Origin of the sequence: Halomonas binhaiensis (assembly GCF_008329985.2) — a bacterium.
Classification (GTDB): Bacteria; Pseudomonadota; Gammaproteobacteria; order Pseudomonadales; family Halomonadaceae; genus Halomonas; species Halomonas binhaiensis.
On the sequence record NZ_CP038437.2, the window covers coordinates 806,912 to 824,857 of the forward strand.

19 protein-coding genes are annotated in these 17,946 nt (G+C 57.8%); 9 read left to right on the forward strand and 10 right to left on the reverse strand.

The window, feature by feature from the left end:
* The first annotated feature begins 24 nt into the window (after positions 1-24).
* Positions 25-1,080: a ferrochelatase gene (gene hemH, locus E4T21_RS03535; protein WP_149283557.1), complete on the forward strand. Its 1,056-nt coding sequence runs from the start codon at positions 25-27 to the stop codon at positions 1,078-1,080.
* 182 nt (positions 1,081-1,262) lie between these two features.
* Here hemH and E4T21_RS03540 read toward each other — a convergent pair whose 3' ends face one another.
* The 6 genes from E4T21_RS03540 to E4T21_RS03565 are packed head-to-tail and all read right to left on the reverse strand — an operon-like array spanning position 1,263 to position 7,145.
* Positions 1,263-1,652, reverse strand: coding sequence for a Na+/H+ antiporter subunit G (locus E4T21_RS03540; RefSeq protein WP_187775101.1), 390 nt, complete (start codon positions 1,650-1,652; stop codon positions 1,263-1,265).
* 17 nt (positions 1,653-1,669) lie between these two features.
* Positions 1,670-1,939 carry a K+/H+ antiporter subunit F gene (locus E4T21_RS03545; RefSeq protein ID WP_149283559.1) on the reverse strand — a complete coding sequence of 90 codons (270 nt, stop codon included), beginning with the start codon at positions 1,937-1,939 and terminating at the stop codon, positions 1,670-1,672.
* The gene (locus E4T21_RS03550; RefSeq protein ID WP_149283561.1) at positions 1,933-2,430 is read right to left on the reverse strand and encodes a Na+/H+ antiporter subunit E; all 498 of its coding nucleotides are present in this window, start codon (positions 2,428-2,430) and stop codon (positions 1,933-1,935) included. The genes E4T21_RS03545 and E4T21_RS03550 overlap by 7 nt, the downstream gene beginning before the upstream one ends.
* Positions 2,427-3,935, reverse strand: a complete 1,509-nt coding sequence (locus E4T21_RS03555) for a monovalent cation/H+ antiporter subunit D (protein WP_149283563.1) — start codon at positions 3,933-3,935, stop codon at positions 2,427-2,429. The genes E4T21_RS03550 and E4T21_RS03555 overlap by 4 nt, the downstream gene beginning before the upstream one ends.
* The gene (locus E4T21_RS03560; RefSeq protein ID WP_149283565.1) at positions 3,932-4,276 is read right to left on the reverse strand and encodes a Na+/H+ antiporter subunit C; all 345 of its coding nucleotides are present in this window, start codon (positions 4,274-4,276) and stop codon (positions 3,932-3,934) included. The genes E4T21_RS03555 and E4T21_RS03560 overlap by 4 nt, the downstream gene beginning before the upstream one ends.
* Position 4,277: 1 nt before the next feature.
* Positions 4,278-7,145 carry a monovalent cation/H+ antiporter subunit A gene (locus tag E4T21_RS03565; protein ID WP_149283567.1) on the reverse strand — a complete coding sequence of 956 codons (2,868 nt, stop codon included), beginning with the start codon at positions 7,143-7,145 and terminating at the stop codon, positions 4,278-4,280.
* A gap of 297 nt (positions 7,146-7,442) precedes the next feature.
* On the opposite strand from E4T21_RS03565, the gene E4T21_RS03570 reads away from it, so the two are divergent.
* Together E4T21_RS03570 and rloA3 are read left to right on the forward strand one after the other, a co-directional pair.
* Entirely contained in the window at positions 7,443-8,720 is a 1,278-nt protein-coding gene (locus E4T21_RS03570) for a lytic murein transglycosylase (RefSeq protein WP_149283569.1), read from the forward strand.
* A 130-nt stretch (positions 8,721-8,850) separates the two neighbouring features.
* The gene (rloA3, locus tag E4T21_RS03575) at positions 8,851-9,537 is read left to right on the forward strand and encodes a retropepsin-like aspartic peptidase RloA3 (RefSeq protein ID WP_338036114.1); all 687 of its coding nucleotides are present in this window, start codon (positions 8,851-8,853) and stop codon (positions 9,535-9,537) included.
* Positions 9,538-9,576: 39 nt separating this feature from the next.
* Here the strand turns inward: rloA3 and E4T21_RS03580 are convergent, their stop codons facing one another.
* Positions 9,577-10,290 carry a 16S rRNA (uracil(1498)-N(3))-methyltransferase gene (locus E4T21_RS03580; RefSeq protein ID WP_149283571.1) on the reverse strand — a complete coding sequence of 238 codons (714 nt, stop codon included), beginning with the start codon at positions 10,288-10,290 and terminating at the stop codon, positions 9,577-9,579.
* 162 nt (positions 10,291-10,452) lie between these two features.
* Here E4T21_RS03580 and phaR point away from each other — a divergent pair, with 162 nt between their 5' ends.
* From phaR to coq7, 6 genes are all read left to right on the forward strand, one after another.
* Entirely contained in the window at positions 10,453-10,923 is a 471-nt protein-coding gene (gene phaR / locus E4T21_RS03585) for a polyhydroxyalkanoate synthesis repressor PhaR (protein WP_149283573.1), read from the forward strand.
* A gap of 218 nt (positions 10,924-11,141) precedes the next feature.
* Positions 11,142-12,425, forward strand: coding sequence for a phosphoribosylamine--glycine ligase (gene purD / locus E4T21_RS03590; RefSeq protein WP_149283575.1), 1,284 nt, complete (start codon positions 11,142-11,144; stop codon positions 12,423-12,425).
* Positions 12,426-12,507: 82 nt separating this feature from the next.
* Positions 12,508-12,942: an acyl-CoA thioesterase gene (locus E4T21_RS03595; RefSeq protein ID WP_149283577.1), complete on the forward strand. Its 435-nt coding sequence runs from the start codon at positions 12,508-12,510 to the stop codon at positions 12,940-12,942.
* Positions 12,942-13,814, forward strand: a complete 873-nt coding sequence (locus tag E4T21_RS03600) for a phosphoribulokinase (RefSeq protein ID WP_149283579.1) — start codon at positions 12,942-12,944, stop codon at positions 13,812-13,814. Before E4T21_RS03595 ends, E4T21_RS03600 begins: the two co-directional genes overlap by 1 nt.
* A gap of 316 nt (positions 13,815-14,130) precedes the next feature.
* Positions 14,131-14,472 carry a histidine triad nucleotide-binding protein gene (locus E4T21_RS03605; protein WP_149283581.1) on the forward strand — a complete coding sequence of 114 codons (342 nt, stop codon included), beginning with the start codon at positions 14,131-14,133 and terminating at the stop codon, positions 14,470-14,472.
* A gap of 213 nt (positions 14,473-14,685) precedes the next feature.
* Positions 14,686-15,330: a 2-polyprenyl-3-methyl-6-methoxy-1,4-benzoquinone monooxygenase gene (gene coq7 / locus E4T21_RS03610; protein ID WP_149283583.1), complete on the forward strand. Its 645-nt coding sequence runs from the start codon at positions 14,686-14,688 to the stop codon at positions 15,328-15,330.
* Positions 15,331-15,576: 246 nt separating this feature from the next.
* On the opposite strand, the gene E4T21_RS03615 is transcribed toward coq7, so the two are convergent.
* From E4T21_RS03615 to E4T21_RS03625, 3 genes are all read right to left on the reverse strand, one after another.
* Positions 15,577-15,996: an OsmC family protein gene (locus E4T21_RS03615; protein WP_149283585.1), complete on the reverse strand. Its 420-nt coding sequence runs from the start codon at positions 15,994-15,996 to the stop codon at positions 15,577-15,579.
* A gap of 187 nt (positions 15,997-16,183) precedes the next feature.
* Positions 16,184-16,849: an N-acetylmuramate alpha-1-phosphate uridylyltransferase MurU gene (gene murU / locus E4T21_RS03620; RefSeq protein WP_149283587.1), complete on the reverse strand. Its 666-nt coding sequence runs from the start codon at positions 16,847-16,849 to the stop codon at positions 16,184-16,186.
* Complete coding sequence (locus tag E4T21_RS03625) at positions 16,846-17,868, reverse strand: aminoglycoside phosphotransferase family protein (RefSeq protein WP_149283589.1); 1,023 nt, start codon at positions 17,866-17,868, stop codon at positions 16,846-16,848. The genes murU and E4T21_RS03625 overlap by 4 nt, the downstream gene beginning before the upstream one ends.
* Between the last annotated feature and the right edge of the window lie 78 nt (positions 17,869-17,946).

Below are 17,946 nucleotides of genomic sequence, written 5' to 3' on the forward strand. Positions count from 1 at the left end.
GACCTTCTCAAGGATCCTGCTTTCATGGCCCAGCCAGCCCCACAGTCTGCTCTATCCTCTCTTCAGACCCAGTGTGATGCTTCCGCGCAGAGCACCAAGGTTGGTGTTCTGCTGGCGAATCTTGGGACACCGGATGCGACGGATTACTGGTCGGTCCGACGTTACCTGAGTGAGTTTCTATCTGACCAGCGTGTCGTGGATTATCCACGCTGGCTATGGCAGCCACTATTGCAGTTGGTCATCCTCAGTCGCCGCCCCTTTGCTTCTGGAGAGGCCTATCGCAGTATATGGAACGAGGAACGCGACGAGAGCCCGTTATTGACGATCACTCGCCAGCAGTGCGACAAGCTGTCAGCCCTGCTGAAAGCGGAGCATGGAGAGCGGGTAGAGGTAGATTTCTGCATGCGCTATGGCAACCCGTCCACCGACAGTGCGGTGCGCCGCCTGCAGGAGAAAGGCTGCCAGCGTATCCTGTTCTTCCCACTGTATCCTCAATATGCAGCTCCGACGACGGCGAGCGCCTGTGACCAGTTATTCCGCTCGTTGATGAAGCAGAAATGGCAGACAGCGGTACGTACGGTTCCTGCCTATTACGCTCACCCTGGGTATGTCGAGGCTCTTGCCGCATCAGTTGCAGTGCATTGGCAGAGCGATGAGACACCTTCTCTACTGGTTGCCTCATACCATGGTGTGCCCAAGCGTTACACCGAGGCCGGAGATCCCTACGAGACCCAATGCCATGCAACCACTCAGTTGCTGCAGCATGCTCTGGGATGGGAGGACGGTAGTATCGTGACAACGTTCCAGTCCAAATTTGGTCCAGAAGAGTGGGTGGGACCCGCGACCATTGACCAGGTGGCGGTACTTGCTCGGCAGGGCCACAAGCATATTGCCGTAGTGTCTCCTGCGTTTTCGGCTGACTGTGTGGAAACGCTGGAAGAGATCCAGCAGCAGATTCAAGAGGCCTTTCTTGAGGCCGGAGGAGAGCGCTTCACTTATATTGCCTGCCTCAATGACCGTGATGATCATATGGCGGCTCTGGCCGATATTGCGCGCAATGAACTCTCGGGGTGGTTGTAGAAGACTCCTCCCTGTTTCCTGTTAGCCCCTGGCTCCAGGCAAGGAATTGGCAAGACAAACCTGCTAGTAAATCTCGCATATAAAATAAAGCGCTCGCCAGGTCGGCGAGCGCTTTGTGTTTGACATGCAGATGTTGGTGAATTGCATCGAGTGAGGGTGCTGCTTGCTCCAGCTGGGTTGACTCAACTATTGCTGTCACTGGAGTCAGACAGTGGCTTCCCCCCAATATCTTCATCCAGGAACTCGACCGGTTTGCCCCGCGTTTTATCGACAAACTTCAAGCGTTGATGGAGCCCTACCTTGGCCAGCAGGTGGGCGCTTACTGGTGCGGTGATGAAGAGGAACAACGTGATCAGCAGTTCCTGCAGATGTAGTTCGGACTGAGTGACACTGAAATACAGCATGGAAGCGATCAGCATGCAGCCGATGCCCAGTGTCGTGGCCTTGGTGGGGCCATGCAAGCGCATGAAGAAGTCCCGCAGATGCGCAAGACCCATTGAGCCAATGAAGGCAAACAGGCCTCCCGCAATCAGTAGTGCCGAAATCACCGCTTCAAGAATCACATACAGCATGCAGACTCTTCCTCCCTTTATTCGATGATATCGCCGCGTAGCAGATACTTGCAGACAGCCACTGTACTGATGAAGCCGAGAAGGGCAATCAGCAGGGCTGCCTCGAAGTAGGTCTTGGAGTTCATCCACAACCCCATCAGCAAAATCAGGGCAATGGAATTCACGTACATGGTGTCCAGGGCCAGGATGCGGTCAGGCATGTCCGGCCCCCGGGTAAGACGGAACAGGTTGAGCAGCAGTGACAAGGCGATCAAGGCACCGCTGATGACCACGGCGGTATCTAGCATTCAAAGATCTCCTTCAGTGGCTGTTCGTAGCGTTCACGGATCGTGCGAATCAATGTCGCGTCGTCTTCCACATCCAGGGCATGGATCAGCAAGGTCTTTCCATCCATGCGCAGATTGGCGGATACCGTTCCTGGAGTGAGGGTGATGGTGCTGGCCAGAATGGTGATCGTGAAGCGCTCTTCCAGCATCAGCGGATACTCGACGAAATGCGGTCGAGAACGGCGCCAGGGGCTGAGGATGATACGTGCGACCTGGAGATTGGCAACGATGATATCGCCAACGACACGCAGGAAGAACAGCACCAGCTTCATGGGCTTGTGCACTGTCGGCTGTCGATCCCAGAAGCGAGAGGTCAAGCGTGGAATAGCGATGGCAAGAATGCCTCCCAGGAGCAGGTGCCCCACGGAGACTTGGTTGACCAGCAACAGCCAGACAATCAACAGCAGCAGTGACAGGCCCGGGGTGGGCAGCCAGGAGCGCAGGCGCATCATGGGGCATCCTCCTCAGTAGGAAGAAGGGCTTGAATTATGGCTGAAGGATCATTGAGCTGAGCCGCTGCCGCTTCGGTATAAGTGGCCAGGGGGCCGGCCAGAACGACCAGCAAAGGGGAGGCAATCAGCAGCCATGCGGTGCCAGCCCAGTGCCAGCCGGATAACTGGTCATCGGTGTTGTCGCTTTCCTGACTGCGCCAGAACAGTGTCGAGCCTGCCCGGGACAATGCTACGAGAGCACATAACCCAGCAATCAGCAGCGGTGGCCACAGCCAGGCGCGCTGGATGCCATCTGCCGCCGCCAGCAGCAAGGCCTTGGCGAGGGCGCCGGAGAGGGGTGGCAAGCCTGCCACCGCAATCGCACCAAGCAGGAACAGCAAGCCGAGGGCTGTTGCATGAATGGGAGTGCGGCCCTTGACCAGACGAGTACCCACCTTGCCGCGCTGCAGGCCGATCATGTCGGCAAGCAGGAAGAGTCCACCGGTGACCAGAGTGGTATGTACCAGATAGAACAGGAGAGCGGAGGTCGCCTGAGGTGAATGCATGCCCAGGCCCGCCAGCAGGGTTCCCACGGAGACCAGCACGAGATACGCCACCAGCAGACGCAGATCCCTGGCTGCCAGCACACCTATGGCGGCAATGACCAGTGTCGCCAGTGCCATCCACCATACCCAGGGCTGCTCCAGAGCTTCCAGAGTACCTGCCTGGTCACCAAAGACCAGGGAATAGACGCGTAGGATGGCATAGATCCCGACCTTGGTCATGACAGCGAACAGGGCTGCCACTGGTGCCGGAGCACTGGCATAAGTACGGGGCAACCAGAAGTACAGCGGCAGGATGGCAGCCTTGAGTCCGAAGACCACCAGAAGCATCAGTGCCCCGGCCACGACCAGGCCGTTACGTTCCGGGTCCATCACACTCACTGCTCGGGCCATGTCGGCCATGTTGAGCGTGCCAGTGGCGCCGTACAGCATGCCTACGGCAATCAGGAACAGCGCTGATCCCGCCAGGTTGAGCACGACATAATGCACGGCTGACTGGATGCGATCACGTCCGCCTCCATGCACCAGCAGGGCATAGGAGGCCAGTAGCAGGACTTCGAAGAAGACGAACAGGTTGAACAGATCGCCTGTCAGGAAAGCACCGTTGATGCCCATGAGCTGAAGCTGAAACAGGCCATGGAAGTTACTGCCTTTCTCGTCATCGCCACCACAGGCAAATATCACGCAACCCATGGACAGGATGGCGGTTACTGTCACCATCAGTGCAGAGAGTCTGTCCAGTACCAGGACGATGCCAAAGGGAGGCTGCCAGTTGCCAAGGGCATAATAGAGCACTTCCCCTTGGCTGGCTTTGCCTACCAGCATCACGCAGGAGATCAGCAAGGCGCCGGTGGCAATGAGCGCGAGCAAGCGGCGAGTGAAGGCTCCAAAACGTGCCAGCAGCAATATCACGGCTGCTGCCAGTGGCAGAACGACGGGAAGGATGATCAGGTGTGACATCAGCGACGTTCCCCTCGATCCTCGGCCTTGCGGCCATCCACGTGATCGTTGCCCATGTCACCGCGGGCACGCATGGCCAGAATGATGGCGAAGGCTGTCATGGCAAAGCCGATGACGATGGCCGTCAGGACCAGTGCCTGGGGCAGTGGATCAGAATAATGGCTGCTGTCACCGATGATGGCGGGAGCGTTTGATGTCAGGCCGCCCATGGAAAACAGGAACAGGTTGACGGCATAGGACAGCAGCGTCAGTCCTACGACGACCGGGAAGGTTCGTCCGCGCAGAGTCAAGTACAGGCCGCTGGCGCTGAGCACGCCGGTGGTGATGGCATAAAGCAGTTCCATATCACACGGTCTCCTTGGCATCGGGGTTCGGGTTGGCTGTGTCGCTAATATCGGTACGGTGCAAGCCACTCGGAATGGGAGTCGAATCGTCTTTGCTCGGCCGGTGGGAAGTCGTCACCTTGCCGAGATTGGCGAGAATCATCAGGGTGGCACCTACGACCGCCAGATAGACGCCCAGATCAAACAGCAGCGCCGTGGCCAGCTCCAGATCGCCGATCAATGGAATATGGAAATGGTCATAGGAAGAAGTCAGGAATGGATAGCCGAACAACCAACTGCCAAAGCCCGTCAGTGTGGCGATGCCGACTCCCAGAATTGCGATCGGCTGAAAGGGGAATGCCAGGCGCTGCTGGGTCCAGTCGACTCCTCGGGCCATGTAGATCAGGATCAGGCCCACCGCCGTGATCAGGCCTGCGATGAAGCCACCGCCGGGAAGGTTGTGGCCGCGAAGGAAGATGAATACGGACACCAGCAGAGCCAGCGGCAGAACAGGCTGAGATACCGTGGTCAGAATCATCGGGTAACGGTCAGGGCACCAGATACGGCCTTCACTGTCGCTGTGTGGCATGAACAAGCGCAAACGGTTGAGCAGCTTGAGAATGGCCAGGCCGGCAATGGCCAGGACCGTGATCTCACCCAGCGTATCGAAGCCGCGGAAGTCCACCAGGATGACGTTGACCGCATTATGTCCGCCACCGCCAGGGACGCTATTCTCGAGGAAAAAGGAGGAGATGGTGTTGGTGTCGCGGGTCAGTACGGCATAGTTGAGTGCCGCAATCACGACACCAAGCCCGCTGCACATGATGACATCGCGCAGTGAACGGCTGGGAGAGGATTCCCGAGGCGTCTTCTGGGGCAGGAAGAACAGTGCCAGCATCAGCAGGATCATTGTCACCACTTCCACCGACAACTGTGTCAATGCAAGGTCAGGTGCCGAGAAACGGGCAAAGGTCAGCGATACGATCAGGCCCACCACCGACAGCATGATCAACGAAAGCAGGCGCTGTCGGTGAGTAACGGCTGTGCCGATACCCGTGAAGATCAACAGCATCGCGCCAAGGATCAAGACACCATCCAGGGGCTGGTTACCTTTGGGGCCGGTCAGCGTTTCTACCTGGAACAGGCCAATGGCGCCCATCAATAGGGCAGTGCCAATCAAAAGCGCCATGAAGCGCTGCAACGAGCCATTATCGAAGAACTCTGTTATCACTTCGGCCTTGTCGGAGATGTACTGGACCGCGCCTTCGAAGATCAGATTGGCATTGCGTGACGGGAAATCGCGAATGAAACGCCGGATGTATCGATGCAGCACATAGGCTGTGATGCCGGCAGCAGCAGCGGCCCCGCTCATGGCCAAGGGCAGGTTGAAGCCATGCCAAATGGCGAGATGGAACTCCAGGGGGGCTTGCAGCACAGCTTCCACAGCAGGAGCCAACAGCCAGGTGGCAATCAGGGCAGGAAACAATCCTATCGCTACGCACAGTGCCGCCAGCAGCTCTGCAGGAGCCCGCATTAGGCGCGGTGGCTCGTGGGGGTGCTTGGGAGGAGCATGGCGTGGTTCGGCGAAGAATACCGCATGCACCAGACGTACGGAGTAGCCCACGGAAAGCGCTCCGCCGATGGTGGCCAGTACCGGCAGCATCAGGCTCAGGCCACCCAGCGCCTGGGTATGCAGAGTGGACTCGAAGAACATCTCCTTGGACAGAAAGCCATTGAACAAGGGGAAGCCAGCCATCGCGGCGCCTGCGACGCTCATCACCAGGCAGGTGATTGGCATGGCCTTGGCCAGTTTGCCCAGCCGTGAGAGGTCTCGGGTGCCAGCCTCGTGGTCGATGATCCCCGAACACATGAACAAGGCCGCCTTGAAGGTGGCATGGTTGAGAATGTGGAAGAGCGCCGCTAGTACGGCCATCGGGCTGCCGATGCCTAACAGCACCGTGATCAGGCCGAGATGGCTGACGGTTGAGAATGCCAGGATACCCTTCAGGTCGGACTCGACGAGAGCGAACCAGGCGGCGTAGACCATGGTGGTGATACCGATGACCGCCACCAGCGCCGACCATAGTTCGCTGCCGGCCAGGGCAGGGTGCAGGCGGGCCATCAGGAAAATGCCGGCCTTGACCATCGTTGCAGAGTGCAGATAGGCCGATACTGGCGTCGGCGCCGCCATGGCATGGGGCAACCAGAAGTGGAAAGGAAACTGGGCAGATTTCGTGAAGGCGCCGAGCAGAACCAGGACCAACACCAGCGGATAACGAGGATCCGCGAGGATGATGTCCGCACTATCGAGTACGGTCTGCATGTCGAAGCTGCCGACGATATCCCCCAGCAACAGAAAACCTGCCAGCAGGGCGAGGCCTCCCGCTCCGGTCACGGTCATGGCCATGCGCGCGCCCTTGCGCGCTTCACTGCGGTGAGACCAGAAGCCGATCAGGAGAAAGGACGACAGGCTGGTCATTTCCCAGAAGATCCACAGGACCAGCAGGTTGTCGGCCATGACGATACCGACCATGGACGCCATGAACAGGATCAGATAAGCATAGAAGCGTCCATGGCTTTCACTCTTGTCCAGGTAGTAGTGGGCATAGAGCAGAATCAACAAACCGATGCCGAGGATCAGAATGTTGAACAGCAGTGATAGCCCATCAAGGCGAAAGGCCAGATCGAGACCGAGCTGTGGCATCCATTCCAGCGCGACTCTGGGATATTCTCCGTCGGCAATGGCGGGAAACTGAGCCAGAGTCAGGATCAGTGCCAGAGTAGGAAGGGCGGCGGTCGCCAAGGTGCATATTGGCCGGCCTCGTTGAGCCGTCAATGCTGGTACGAGCACGCCCAGCAAAGTCAGCATGGGGATCCAAAGCAATGTCATCGGTCGGTCATCCTGCGCGGTCATTGAACGTGATGAGAGAAGGCTGGTGTACAGCTCGGCTCATCCTCGATGGCGGTCCCACTTTACCCGAAAGTTGAACGTCTCGCTTCCTGTTCAGTTTTCAACCTTTTATTGCCATCTTTCTGGCTGCTTTTCGGAAATCATATGGCTCGAGCAGTCAGGCATGGAAGGTGTATCAAAATGGGAAGAACGTTCCGTTGTGAGCTTGTGACTGGAATGACATCGATAGCTGGGTCATCATGCGGAGCAACTCGACTGCCAAGGACTGCTTTCGCCATGCTGACACGTGTGATGGTTCCTGTTTTATTGATTGCTTCGCTTTCTGGCTGCCAGAGTTCGGCTGCCGTACCCGACTCTCCGGCAGCACCGGGACAGAAGGAGCAGGCAGTAAACCCAGCTAATGAAGCGTCCCAGGCCACTGCGCCGAGCGCTCAGTTCCAGAGCTTCGAACAATGGCGGGATGCATTCCGTCAAGAGGCGCTTGCAGCAGGTATCAGCGAGAACACCCTGCAGCGAGCCTTTGACGGAGTGCGCTTCAGTTCGCGGGTGATCGAGCTCGACGGGGCTCAGCCTGAGTTCGTGCGGCCGATCTGGGAATATCTCGATGGCGCAGTCTCCGATTCTCGGGTTTCCCTGGGCCGTAGCAAATTGGCGGACAATAATGCCGCAGCCCGGTCGGCCGAGGCAGAGTATGGCGTGCCTGCTGAAGTGGTCACGGCAATCTGGGGAATCGAGAGCAGCTTTGGCCAGAATTTTGGTGACTTCTCCACCCTTGATGCATTGGCAACACTGGCCTATGAAGGCCGGCGGCGGGATTGGGCTCATGATGAGCTGCTGGCCGCACTCAAGATCATTCAAGCCGGTGATATCTCTCCTGAACGCATGAAAGGATCCTGGGCCGGGGCCATGGGGCACACCCAGTTCATCCCTTCCAGTTTCGTCACCTATGCCAAGGATGGTGATGGCGATGGGCACCGTGACATCTGGGGCAGTATTCCTGATGTCTATGCATCGACAGCCAACTATTTGCATCAGGCTGGCTGGCGGCAGGGTGAACCTTGGGGGATCGAGGTCAAGCTGCCACAGGGGTTCGATTATTCCCAGACTGAGCTGAGTACCCGCCACTCTGCTCAAGAGTGGGCCAGTCTTGGCGTAACAGCGCTCAATGGAGGGCGTTTGCCGGCTTTTACTGAAGCCTCGGTGATCACCCCAGGAGGAGCTCAAGGTCCTGCGTTCCTGGTGGGGCCAAACTTCCGCGCTATCCTGCGTTACAACAATGCCACCAGCTATGGGCTTGCCGTTGCGACACTCAGCGATCGTATCGCCGGTCGCCCAGGGGTTCAGGGCAGTTGGCCCAGGAACGAGAAGCCGTTGAGTCGCTCCCAGATACAGGAAATGCAAGCCCGCCTTGGAGCGTTAGGGTATGAGGTAGGAACGCCGGATGGCATCCTTGGCCCCAACACACGTAAAGGCTTGCGGGCCTGGCAGCGTGACCAGGGTCTGGTGCCTGACGGTTTTGCGACCCTGGGCGTGTTGGAACGCATGAACCGTTAAGATGTCTCACTTCGACGTTCTGATCGATGTCATTGAGCTATCAGGCCATCACATATATCAGAAGCGCAACGCATCAAGGAAACCAAGCTCTGTGCCGCCCATGATGGGCGGCGCTTGATGAGGAATGACCATGACGTTTTCGACTTCCCCTCTCAAACACGCCGGTCGCATGGCGTCGGTGCTGTTGGCCATGTCGGCTTTGTTCATCTCTGCTCCTTCACTGGCGGATCACGACAAGGAAGAACAGGATGTGTTTGGTTGGGTGGAGAAAACCACCATTGAACCCTGGAATATAGAGGTCAAGGCCAAGCTCGATAGTGGCGCCCTGACATCTTCACTGGATGCGCGCAATATTGAAGAGTTCAAGAAAGGTGACGTGCCCTGGGTACGTTTCGATCTTGAGCTGACCGATGAAGAAACCGGTGAAGTGTTCGAGAAGCATCTGGAGAAGCCTGTCTATCGTGACATGGCAGTACGTGGGGCAGGTGGTCGTGATCCTCGCCTGGTGGTACTGATGAAGATTTGCATGGGCGATACCATCCATGAGGAACAGTTCAGCCTGCGGGACCGCGAGGACATGATCTATCCCGTGCTGCTGGGGCGGCGCACTATCGGTGAACTGGGGCTGCTCAATGTCAACAAGACTTTCATTACCGACCCGACCTGTGACGAAGATTCTCAAGTGATCGAACATCATGGCGAAGGTGAGTACGGTAACGTCAAGGAGCATCTTGACGATGCCGATGAAAACCACGATGCCGATGAAGATCACGATGCCAAGAGTGATGACGCAGAGAGCAACAGGGACGACGCGTGAACTTATCGGGCGCTGATTCTTCAGCGCCCCTTTTCTGTCTTAAAACAGCCGGGCAAGCAGAGCCGTGACTGCTGTCTCGACTCTCAGGATGCGCTCGCCGAGGTGAATGCCCTCGCAGCCGGCTTCCAGCATTTTTTCTACCTCCCAGTCGATGAACCCCCCTTCGGGGCCAATCAACAACACCGCTTCGTCGTCGATGCCTCTCGGACAGGCCACGGGCATTCCTGGATGAGCGAGCAAGCCTCGACGCCCCTTGAGCAACTCTGGCAGGTCATCCTCGACGAATGGCCGAAAGCCTTTGGCTGTCTCGACAGTCGGCATCATGGTGTCCCTGGCTTGCTCCAGGCCCAGTACCAGGTGTTGGTGAATCTTGGCAGGGTCGAGCTCAGGTGACTGCCAGTAGCTTTTTTCCACTCGTCGGCTATGCAGGAGCGTGAGTCGTTTGACCCCAAGGGATGTGGCATGTTCTATGCTTCTAGCCAGCATCCGCGGCCTGGGCAGTGCCAGAACGAGATGAACCGGCAGTGGTGCCGGAGGCGCCTGGTCCAGTGCCGATATATCGAAGCAAGCCTCTTCATCTGTCAGCGACAGCAGTTCTCCGCGCCCCAGGAGTCCGTTCTCGATTCCTAGTGTCATGATGTCGCCGCATTTTGCGCGATGGACCTGACGAAGGTGGGTCAACCGACGAGGGTCTCTGACACGAGCCCTGGTCGAGGTCACAATGTCATCTTGGGCGAGCAAAATCAGGTTCATAGGGCCTCATCGTTGAAGATGGTTGAGACAGTATTGCCCGCGTTGATCGAGAAGATCGCAACGAGTTCGTGCCGGATTATCTTGCAAGGTGCGTATCGCAATGCAAAATGGAGGCTCATGGGAGCTTTCGACAACTCCTCACCGACTTTCAGGAGCAGCGCCGTGCGTGTAATTCGCAAGTATGCCAATCGTCGGCTCTATGATACCGAACAGAGCCGTTACGTAACTCTCGAAGATCTGCGCAGTCTGATTCTCGAAGAGGTTCCCTTCCGTGTTGAAGATGCCAAGAGTGGTGAGGACCTGACACGAACCATCCTGCTGTCGATCATCATCGAGCAGGAACAGGCTGACGGTGAAGCCGAGGTGTTTTCCAATGATCTGCTGGAACAGCTGATTCGAGTTTACGCCATGTCTCAGCCCCTGCCTCTGGCGCGTTACCTGGAGCAAGGTACGCGGTTGATGCTGGAGCAGCAGAAACGCATGCAGGACCAGTGGCAGCAAGCCATGCGTCATTCGCCGATGGAACTGATGCGAGAGCTGGCGGAAGAGAACATGCGCTTCTGGCAGCAGACCATCAGTCAAGCCAATCCGATGTCTGGTTCTTCCAGCAAGGATGATGAAGACAAGAAGTGAGTCTTGCTGGCAAGTGGTGCGCAGGGTCTCAGGGCTTGTCCAAGGCTGTCAGGTGACGCTGAACTTGGCCCTGGACCTGACGACGGAGGCGCATTGCAGCAGCGATCAAACCCCAAGTCACTTTCCTGATGCAGGTACCCTGCTCAGGCGTCTGAGCGGCGCCGGGTGATTTCTGCCATAATGCCGCCTCGTTTGTTACTCGAAAGGTAGTTGAGCGGATGAAGGTCTTGATCATTGGCGGCGGTGGCCGCGAACACGCCCTGGCCTGGAAGGTCGCCCAATCGCCCCTGGCCAACGAGGTATTTGTTGCTCCTGGCAATGCCGGTACCGCCAGCGAGGCTAGTCTGACCAATGTCGATATTGATGTGCTTGACCTCGATGGGCTGGTGGACTTTGCTCGAAGTGAAGCTATCGACCTGACCATCGTCGGGCCGGAGGCACCACTTGTGGCGGGCGTCGTCGACCGTTTCCGCAACGCTGGGTTGGATATCTTTGGCCCGACACAGGGTGCAGCTCAACTGGAAGGTTCCAAGGCCTTCACCAAGGACTTCCTTGCGCGCCATGCCATTCCCACGGCCGAGTACCAGACCTTTACTGCAGTGGAGCCGGCATTGGCCTATGTGGCAGAGAAGGGCGCTCCCATCGTGATCAAGGCTGATGGCCTGGCGGCTGGCAAAGGTGTCATCGTGGCAGAGACCCGCGAAGATGCTGAAGCGGCTGTTCGCGACATGCTGGAAGCCAACGCATTCGGCGATGCCGGTGCACGGGTGGTGATCGAGGAGTTCCTGGAAGGCGAGGAAGCCAGCTTCATCGTCATGGTCGATGGTGAGCACATCGTGCCGATGGCGACCAGTCAGGATCACAAGCGTGTTGGCGAGGGAGACACAGGGCCCAACACGGGCGGCATGGGAGCCTATTCTCCCGCGCCAGTGGTCACCAGTGATGTCTATCAGCGCATCATGGACGAAGTCATCGAACCTACCGTGCGCGGCATGGCTTCCGAGGGGCATCCCTATACAGGTTTCCTTTATGCGGGGCTGATGATCACCCCGGATGGTCAGCCGAAGGTCATTGAGTACAACTGCCGTTTTGGTGACCCTGAAACCCAGCCGATCATGCTGCGCCTGGAGAGTGACCTGGCGGAACTGTGCCAGGCAGGAGCTCGCGGCCAGTTGGCCGGGCGTGATTGCCACTGGAGCTCGCAGCCGGCAATTGGCGTAGTGATGGCGGCACAAGGTTATCCCGGAAGCTATCGTAAAGGCGATGCCATCCACGGCATTGAGGCTGCTGAAGCACTTGGCTGTAAAGTGTTCCATGCCGGCACCATGTACCAGAATGGACAATTGGTGACATCTGGCGGGCGTGTGCTTTGCGTTACTGCGCTGGGCGATGATGTGGCGAAAGCCCGAGAGCTTGCATATCGTGGTGTGGAGGCCATTTCTTTCGAAGGTGCTTTCTGTCGGGGCGATATTGCCCATCGTGCCATGTCACGGAAGAACTGAGCACTGCACTGTCAGGCGCCAGCCCTGGCCAGCCCGAGGGTGCTTGGGCTGGCCCAACAACAATAAGCACCAAGGAGCGAGCATGGAGCGAGTAAAGCTCGATTTCCCTGAGGCCGCCATCGTTTACCGTCATCCCATGACGGTGCGTATCACGGACATGAATTATGGCGCCCATCTGGGACATGATATGGTGATCTCATTGATGCATGAGGCCCGAGTGGCTGCTCTTGCTCATTGCGGGCTGGATGAGCGGGACCTGGGAGGATACCCCTGTGTTGCAGCAGATCTGGCAGTACAGTACCAAGCAGAGGCCCATTGGCCCGATGCGTTGACCGTGGATATCGCCATCCCGGAACCTGGTCGCAAGGCGCTGGCTGTTTTCCACCGTATTCGCCGCGACAGCGACGAGCGAGTGGTGGCGACGGCACGAGTCAACCTGGTGCTGGTTGAGGCTGAGGCCCGCCGTGCCGTTGCAGTACCGGATGCGGTGCGCGAGGCCTTGGCGAGGGCACGCTGATGTCACGCGAGTACCCTGTCATTGCGGTGACCGGTTCATCCGGAGCCGGAACCACTACCGTCAAGCGCACTTTTGAACGCATGTTTGCCCGTGAGGACGTGCATGCGGCTTTTGTCGATGGCGATGCCTTTCACCGCTATACGCGTCAGGAACTGGCGCGCATTTTTCGCGAAGAACCCGAGCGCAAGGACGAGCTGTCCCACTTTGCGGTAGAGGCCAACCTGCTCGACCGTCTCAGTAACCTGTTCCAGGAATATGGCGATAGCGGCACAGGCACCTATCGTCACTATATTCATGCCGAAGACAAGAAGATGATCGAGGCTGGCTACCAGGTCGGGACCTTTACTGAGTGGCAGCCGTTGCCGAGTGGCACCGATCTGCTGTTCTATGAAGGCCTGCATGGTGGCTTGGTAAGCAGTGATATCGATATTGCTCGACATGTGGATCTGCTGGTCGGGGTGGCGCCGACCATGAACCTGGAGTGGATCCAGAAAATCGATCGTGACATGCATGCCCGGGGCTATACCCACGAGGCCGTGGTCGACACCATACTGGGGCGCATGGACGACTATGTGCGCTACATCCTGCCGCAGTTTTCCCGCGCGCATATCAATTTCCAGCGGGTGCCTACGGTGGATACCTCCAACCCTTTCGAGGTTCAGGACATTCCCACTGATGCTGAATCCTTCGTCGTGATTCGCTTTCGTGATCCATCGACAGTGGACTTTCCTTATCTGCTGGCCATGATCCACGATGCCTTCATGAGTCGTCCCCATACCCTGGTGGTACCTGGGGCTCGCCTGCCACTGGCCATGGAGTTGATCCTTGGCCCACTGGTGCAGCACCTATTGGCCCAACGTCGATTTCGTTAGTTTTCAGGCTGAACACAAAGCACAAAGAAAGCACAAGGCGGCGAGCCATTTGGCTCGCCGCCTTGTCATCTGGATCATGGCCAGCCGTATTGAATGGCTCAGGTCTTGCTGAAGCGCTGGGCCATGGGTTGAGCAGTAATGCCATGCAGTACCACGGATACCATCACCGTCAGTGCCACGCTGACAAGGATCTCATTGCTGCCGGGGAGAATGCATCATGTCGGGGTGAGGGCTACTGACAGCGAAGCAGTGTCCGGGTAATCTCGTCAGGGATTCTCTTTTTCTTTGCCGCTGTTGCGTGCTTCTGGAGTCTGACATGGATTGCCTTTTCTGCAAGATCATCAATCGCGAGATTCCCGCGGACATCGTCTATGAAGACGATCAGGTGTTGGCCTTCAATGATATAGATCCGAAGGCTCCGACCCACATGCTGGTCATTCCCAAGAAGCATATCCCCACCCTCAACGATATCACCGAGGAAGACCTGGCACTGGTGGGGCGCCTGCCCATGACGGCTTCCAGACTGGCCAAGGAACAAGGCTTTGCCGAAGATGGTTTTCGAGTCGTGATGAATTGCAATGAAGATGGTGGTCAGACGGTCTATCATATTCATATGCACGTGATGGGCGGTCGTCGCTTCACTTGGCCGGCTGGCTAGCCGGCGCTCGACGGAGTTTCTTCCGGCATCATCAAGCGCTCGACGCTTCCCGTGCATTCATCGGCGCCGCCTATCATGGGCGGCGCCTCTCATTGCGTTGTACCATCGTATCGAGAGCGAGCGCGCATGAGCGGCCAGGCAAATCTCTGCCGTGGTTTTCTGATGCATGAACCAGTAGCTAGAATAGGCGCAGTCATTGCCAAGGAGTCAGTCATGCCCCGTATCCTCAGCCGTATCGATCAGGCGATCCATCAATTCGACAATGTGCTGCGTACCTTGGTGCCTGGCGCTGCAGTGGCCTCGCGTCCGACTCCTGCAGGAAAAGAGATAGAGGACGGAGAAATGAGTGCCGAAGAGCGTCACCACGCCGCAGGGCTGATGCGCATCAATCATACCGGTGAGGTCTGCGCTCAGGCGTTGTATCAGGGGCAAGGGCTGACCGCTAAGCTGCCGGAAGTGCGTGGCCAGATGGAAGAGGCTGCGCAGGAGGAGATCGATCACCTGGCCTGGTGTGAAGAGCGCCTGGGAGAACTGGGATCGCGCTCCAGTGTACTCAATCCGCTGTTCTACACGGCATCCTTTGGCATGGGTGCATTGGCCGGAGCAGTGGGAGACCGTGTCAGTCTGGGGTTTGTCGCGGCGACCGAGGAACAGGTTGGCAAGCATCTGGACAAGCACCTGGAAAGCCTGCCTGCCGGGGATCGGCGTTCCCGTGCTGTACTGGCACAGATGGCCATCGATGAGGCGCATCACGCACAGCAGGCCCTGGAGGCGGGTGGTGCTCGTTTTCCTGGCCCCGTCAAGGCTGGCATGACACTGATGTCTAAGGTGATGACCAAGAGCGTTTATCGTATCTAGCTACGAGCTACGAGCTACGAGCTACGAGCTACGAGCTACGAGCTACGAGCTACGAGCAATGAGCCGCGAGCTACGAGCAACGAGCAACGAGCAACGAGCTACGAGCTACGAGCCAGCGGGCATGCATGGCTTGAGCTGAACTCCGAAGCTGGCTTCGGTATCTGCCAACATCTAGCTGTGCTGAATCGCGCGTAGCCCGCGACTCGGAGCTCGCTGCTTTTGTTGTCTCAGCTTTCGACTGTTGTCTCAGCTTTCGACGATAGTGTACGAGTGAGTGACGTCGACACCACCCTTGGCGAGCATGATGGAAGCACTGCAGTACTTGTCAGCCGACAGCTCCACTGCGCGTTTAACTTGGCTCTCCTTGAGCCCCTTGCCGGTCACGGTGAAGTGCACGTGGATCTTGGTGAACACGGCTGGTACTGCATCGGCGCGTTCTGCTTCGATGCTGGCCACGCAATCTTCCACTGGAGCACGGGACTTTTCCAGAATGTCCAGTACGTCGAAGGAGGTGCAGGCTCCCAGGCCCATCAGCAGCATTTCCATTGGGCGCGGGCCTGTGTTACGGCCACCATGGTCGGGTGGGCCATCAATGACCACGCTGTGTCCGCTACCGGACTCGGCCAGGAACTGACGGCCATCGGTCCACTTCACACTGACGTTCATCGCTGTATTCCTTTTTCTTCAACCGGTGATGACGGTTTCTTCCACATAGGGTGACAGGGCTCTTTGCGAGCCAATTAATGACCAGAAGGCGAGCAGCATAACAGCTGCGGCCTCATGTCTCAGCTAGTGCACAGTCCTTTCGGCTGACGCATAGCTCAACTGGCACGTAGCTCAATTGGCACGTAGCTCAATTGGTACGTAGCTGGGCATCGAGTTCCTGCAGGCGCTGTGGCGTCCCTACATCGACCCAATGGCCCCGGTGATGTGTGCCACCGACACGCTGTTGTCTCATGGCCTGGCGCAGCAAGGGGGCCAGGGGGTAGCAGGGCTCCGGCAAGTCATCGACCAGAGAGGGGGCGATCAGGGCGATGCCTGCATAGGTGAGCGTCCTTTCACCCTGGGCATGAACTCTGCCAGAGTCATCGAGATAGAAGTCCCCATCGGGATGTTGGGGCGGGTTGTCGACCAGGACCAGGTGCGCCAGATCGTTACCTAGTTGTGGAAGACTGCTCAGCACCAGGTCTGTCCATATGTCGCCATTGATCAACAAAAAGGGAGAATCGCCCAGCAATGGCCTGGCCTTGGCGATGCCTCCGGCTGTTTCCAGTGGCTGTTCCTCGTGGCTGAATGCCAGCTCGACACCATAGCGGGAGCCGTCTCCCAGGGCGGAGATGATCTGTTCGGCGCGATAGCTGACATTGATCACGATCTGGCGGATACCGCTGGCGGCGAGGCGTTCGAGATGATGAACAATCAATGGCTTTCCAGCCACCGGCAGTAGAGGCTTGGGGCAATGATCGGTCAGCGGGCGCATGCGGGTACCCAGGCCCGCGGCGAGAATCATCGCTTTCATGCTGCACTTTCCTTGCCTGCCTGCATGGCCGGTGTAAACGTATTGGTTAGCCATGTCTTGAAGTCTTCATGGCCGGGCAGCTCAGCCAGGCTGTCCTCCAGGTGATCCAGAAACTGGGGAAGACGTGCCAGGTAGCCTTCTCTGCTATCTCGCAACGTCAGGCGACAGAAAATGCCGAGCACCTTGATGGCACGCTGGGCCGCCATGGCATTGACCTGAAGAGCAAACGTCGCAGCATCGACATCGGGGGCAAGGCGCCCGTCGGCAATCGCTCGCTGGTGGAAAGCCGTTACCCACTTTGCTCGTTGCTGCGAAGAGAAGCGCCGATAGCGGCCATGCAGCAGTGAAATCAGGTCATAGCTGATGGGGCCGGCCAGAGCATCCTGAAAGTCGATCAGATAGAGACGGCCATCGTGTTGCATGAGGTTCATGGCGTCATAGTCACGGTGCACGGTGACGATGGGTTGTTCCAGAGCGCTGTCGATCAATTGACGGCGAAGGGCGTTCCAGCCCGGGGGAAGCTCTGTCATTCCCAACCAGCGCTGCAGGCACCATTGCGGAAACAAGTCCAGCTCGCGACCAAGCGCTTCCTCGTCATAGGGCGGTAGCTGTTCCGGCGAGGCGCGATTCTGCAACTCGTGGATCAATGCCAGGGCAGCGTTGAAATATTCCTTGGTCGTGGTTTCGTCCGCATTTTCCAGCGGCAGGTTGAGAGGCTCGTCACCAAGATCCTCGAGCTCGACAAAGCCAGCTTCAGCGTCCTCTCCATGAATTTCGGGTACGGGCAAACCGGCCTGAAGCCAATATCTGGCAATGCTCACAAAAGGACGGATATCCTCCTGGGGAGGAGGGGCATCCATCAGCATTCTTGTGCTGCCATCGGCAAGCGTCACGCGATAGTAACGGCGGAAACTGGCATCGCCAGCCGCCAGCGTCAACTGGGTGACCTGACCGGGGTGGCGCTGGTTGGTCCAGTCGCTCAGACGATCGAAGCGGGTGGGGGCGTCGGCCTTGGGCATGAAGAGTAAGCGCTCCTGAAGTGGCATGTCAGAGGTGGCGTTAGTTGACGCTTTCTCGCCCCCGCCGCATGCTGTGTT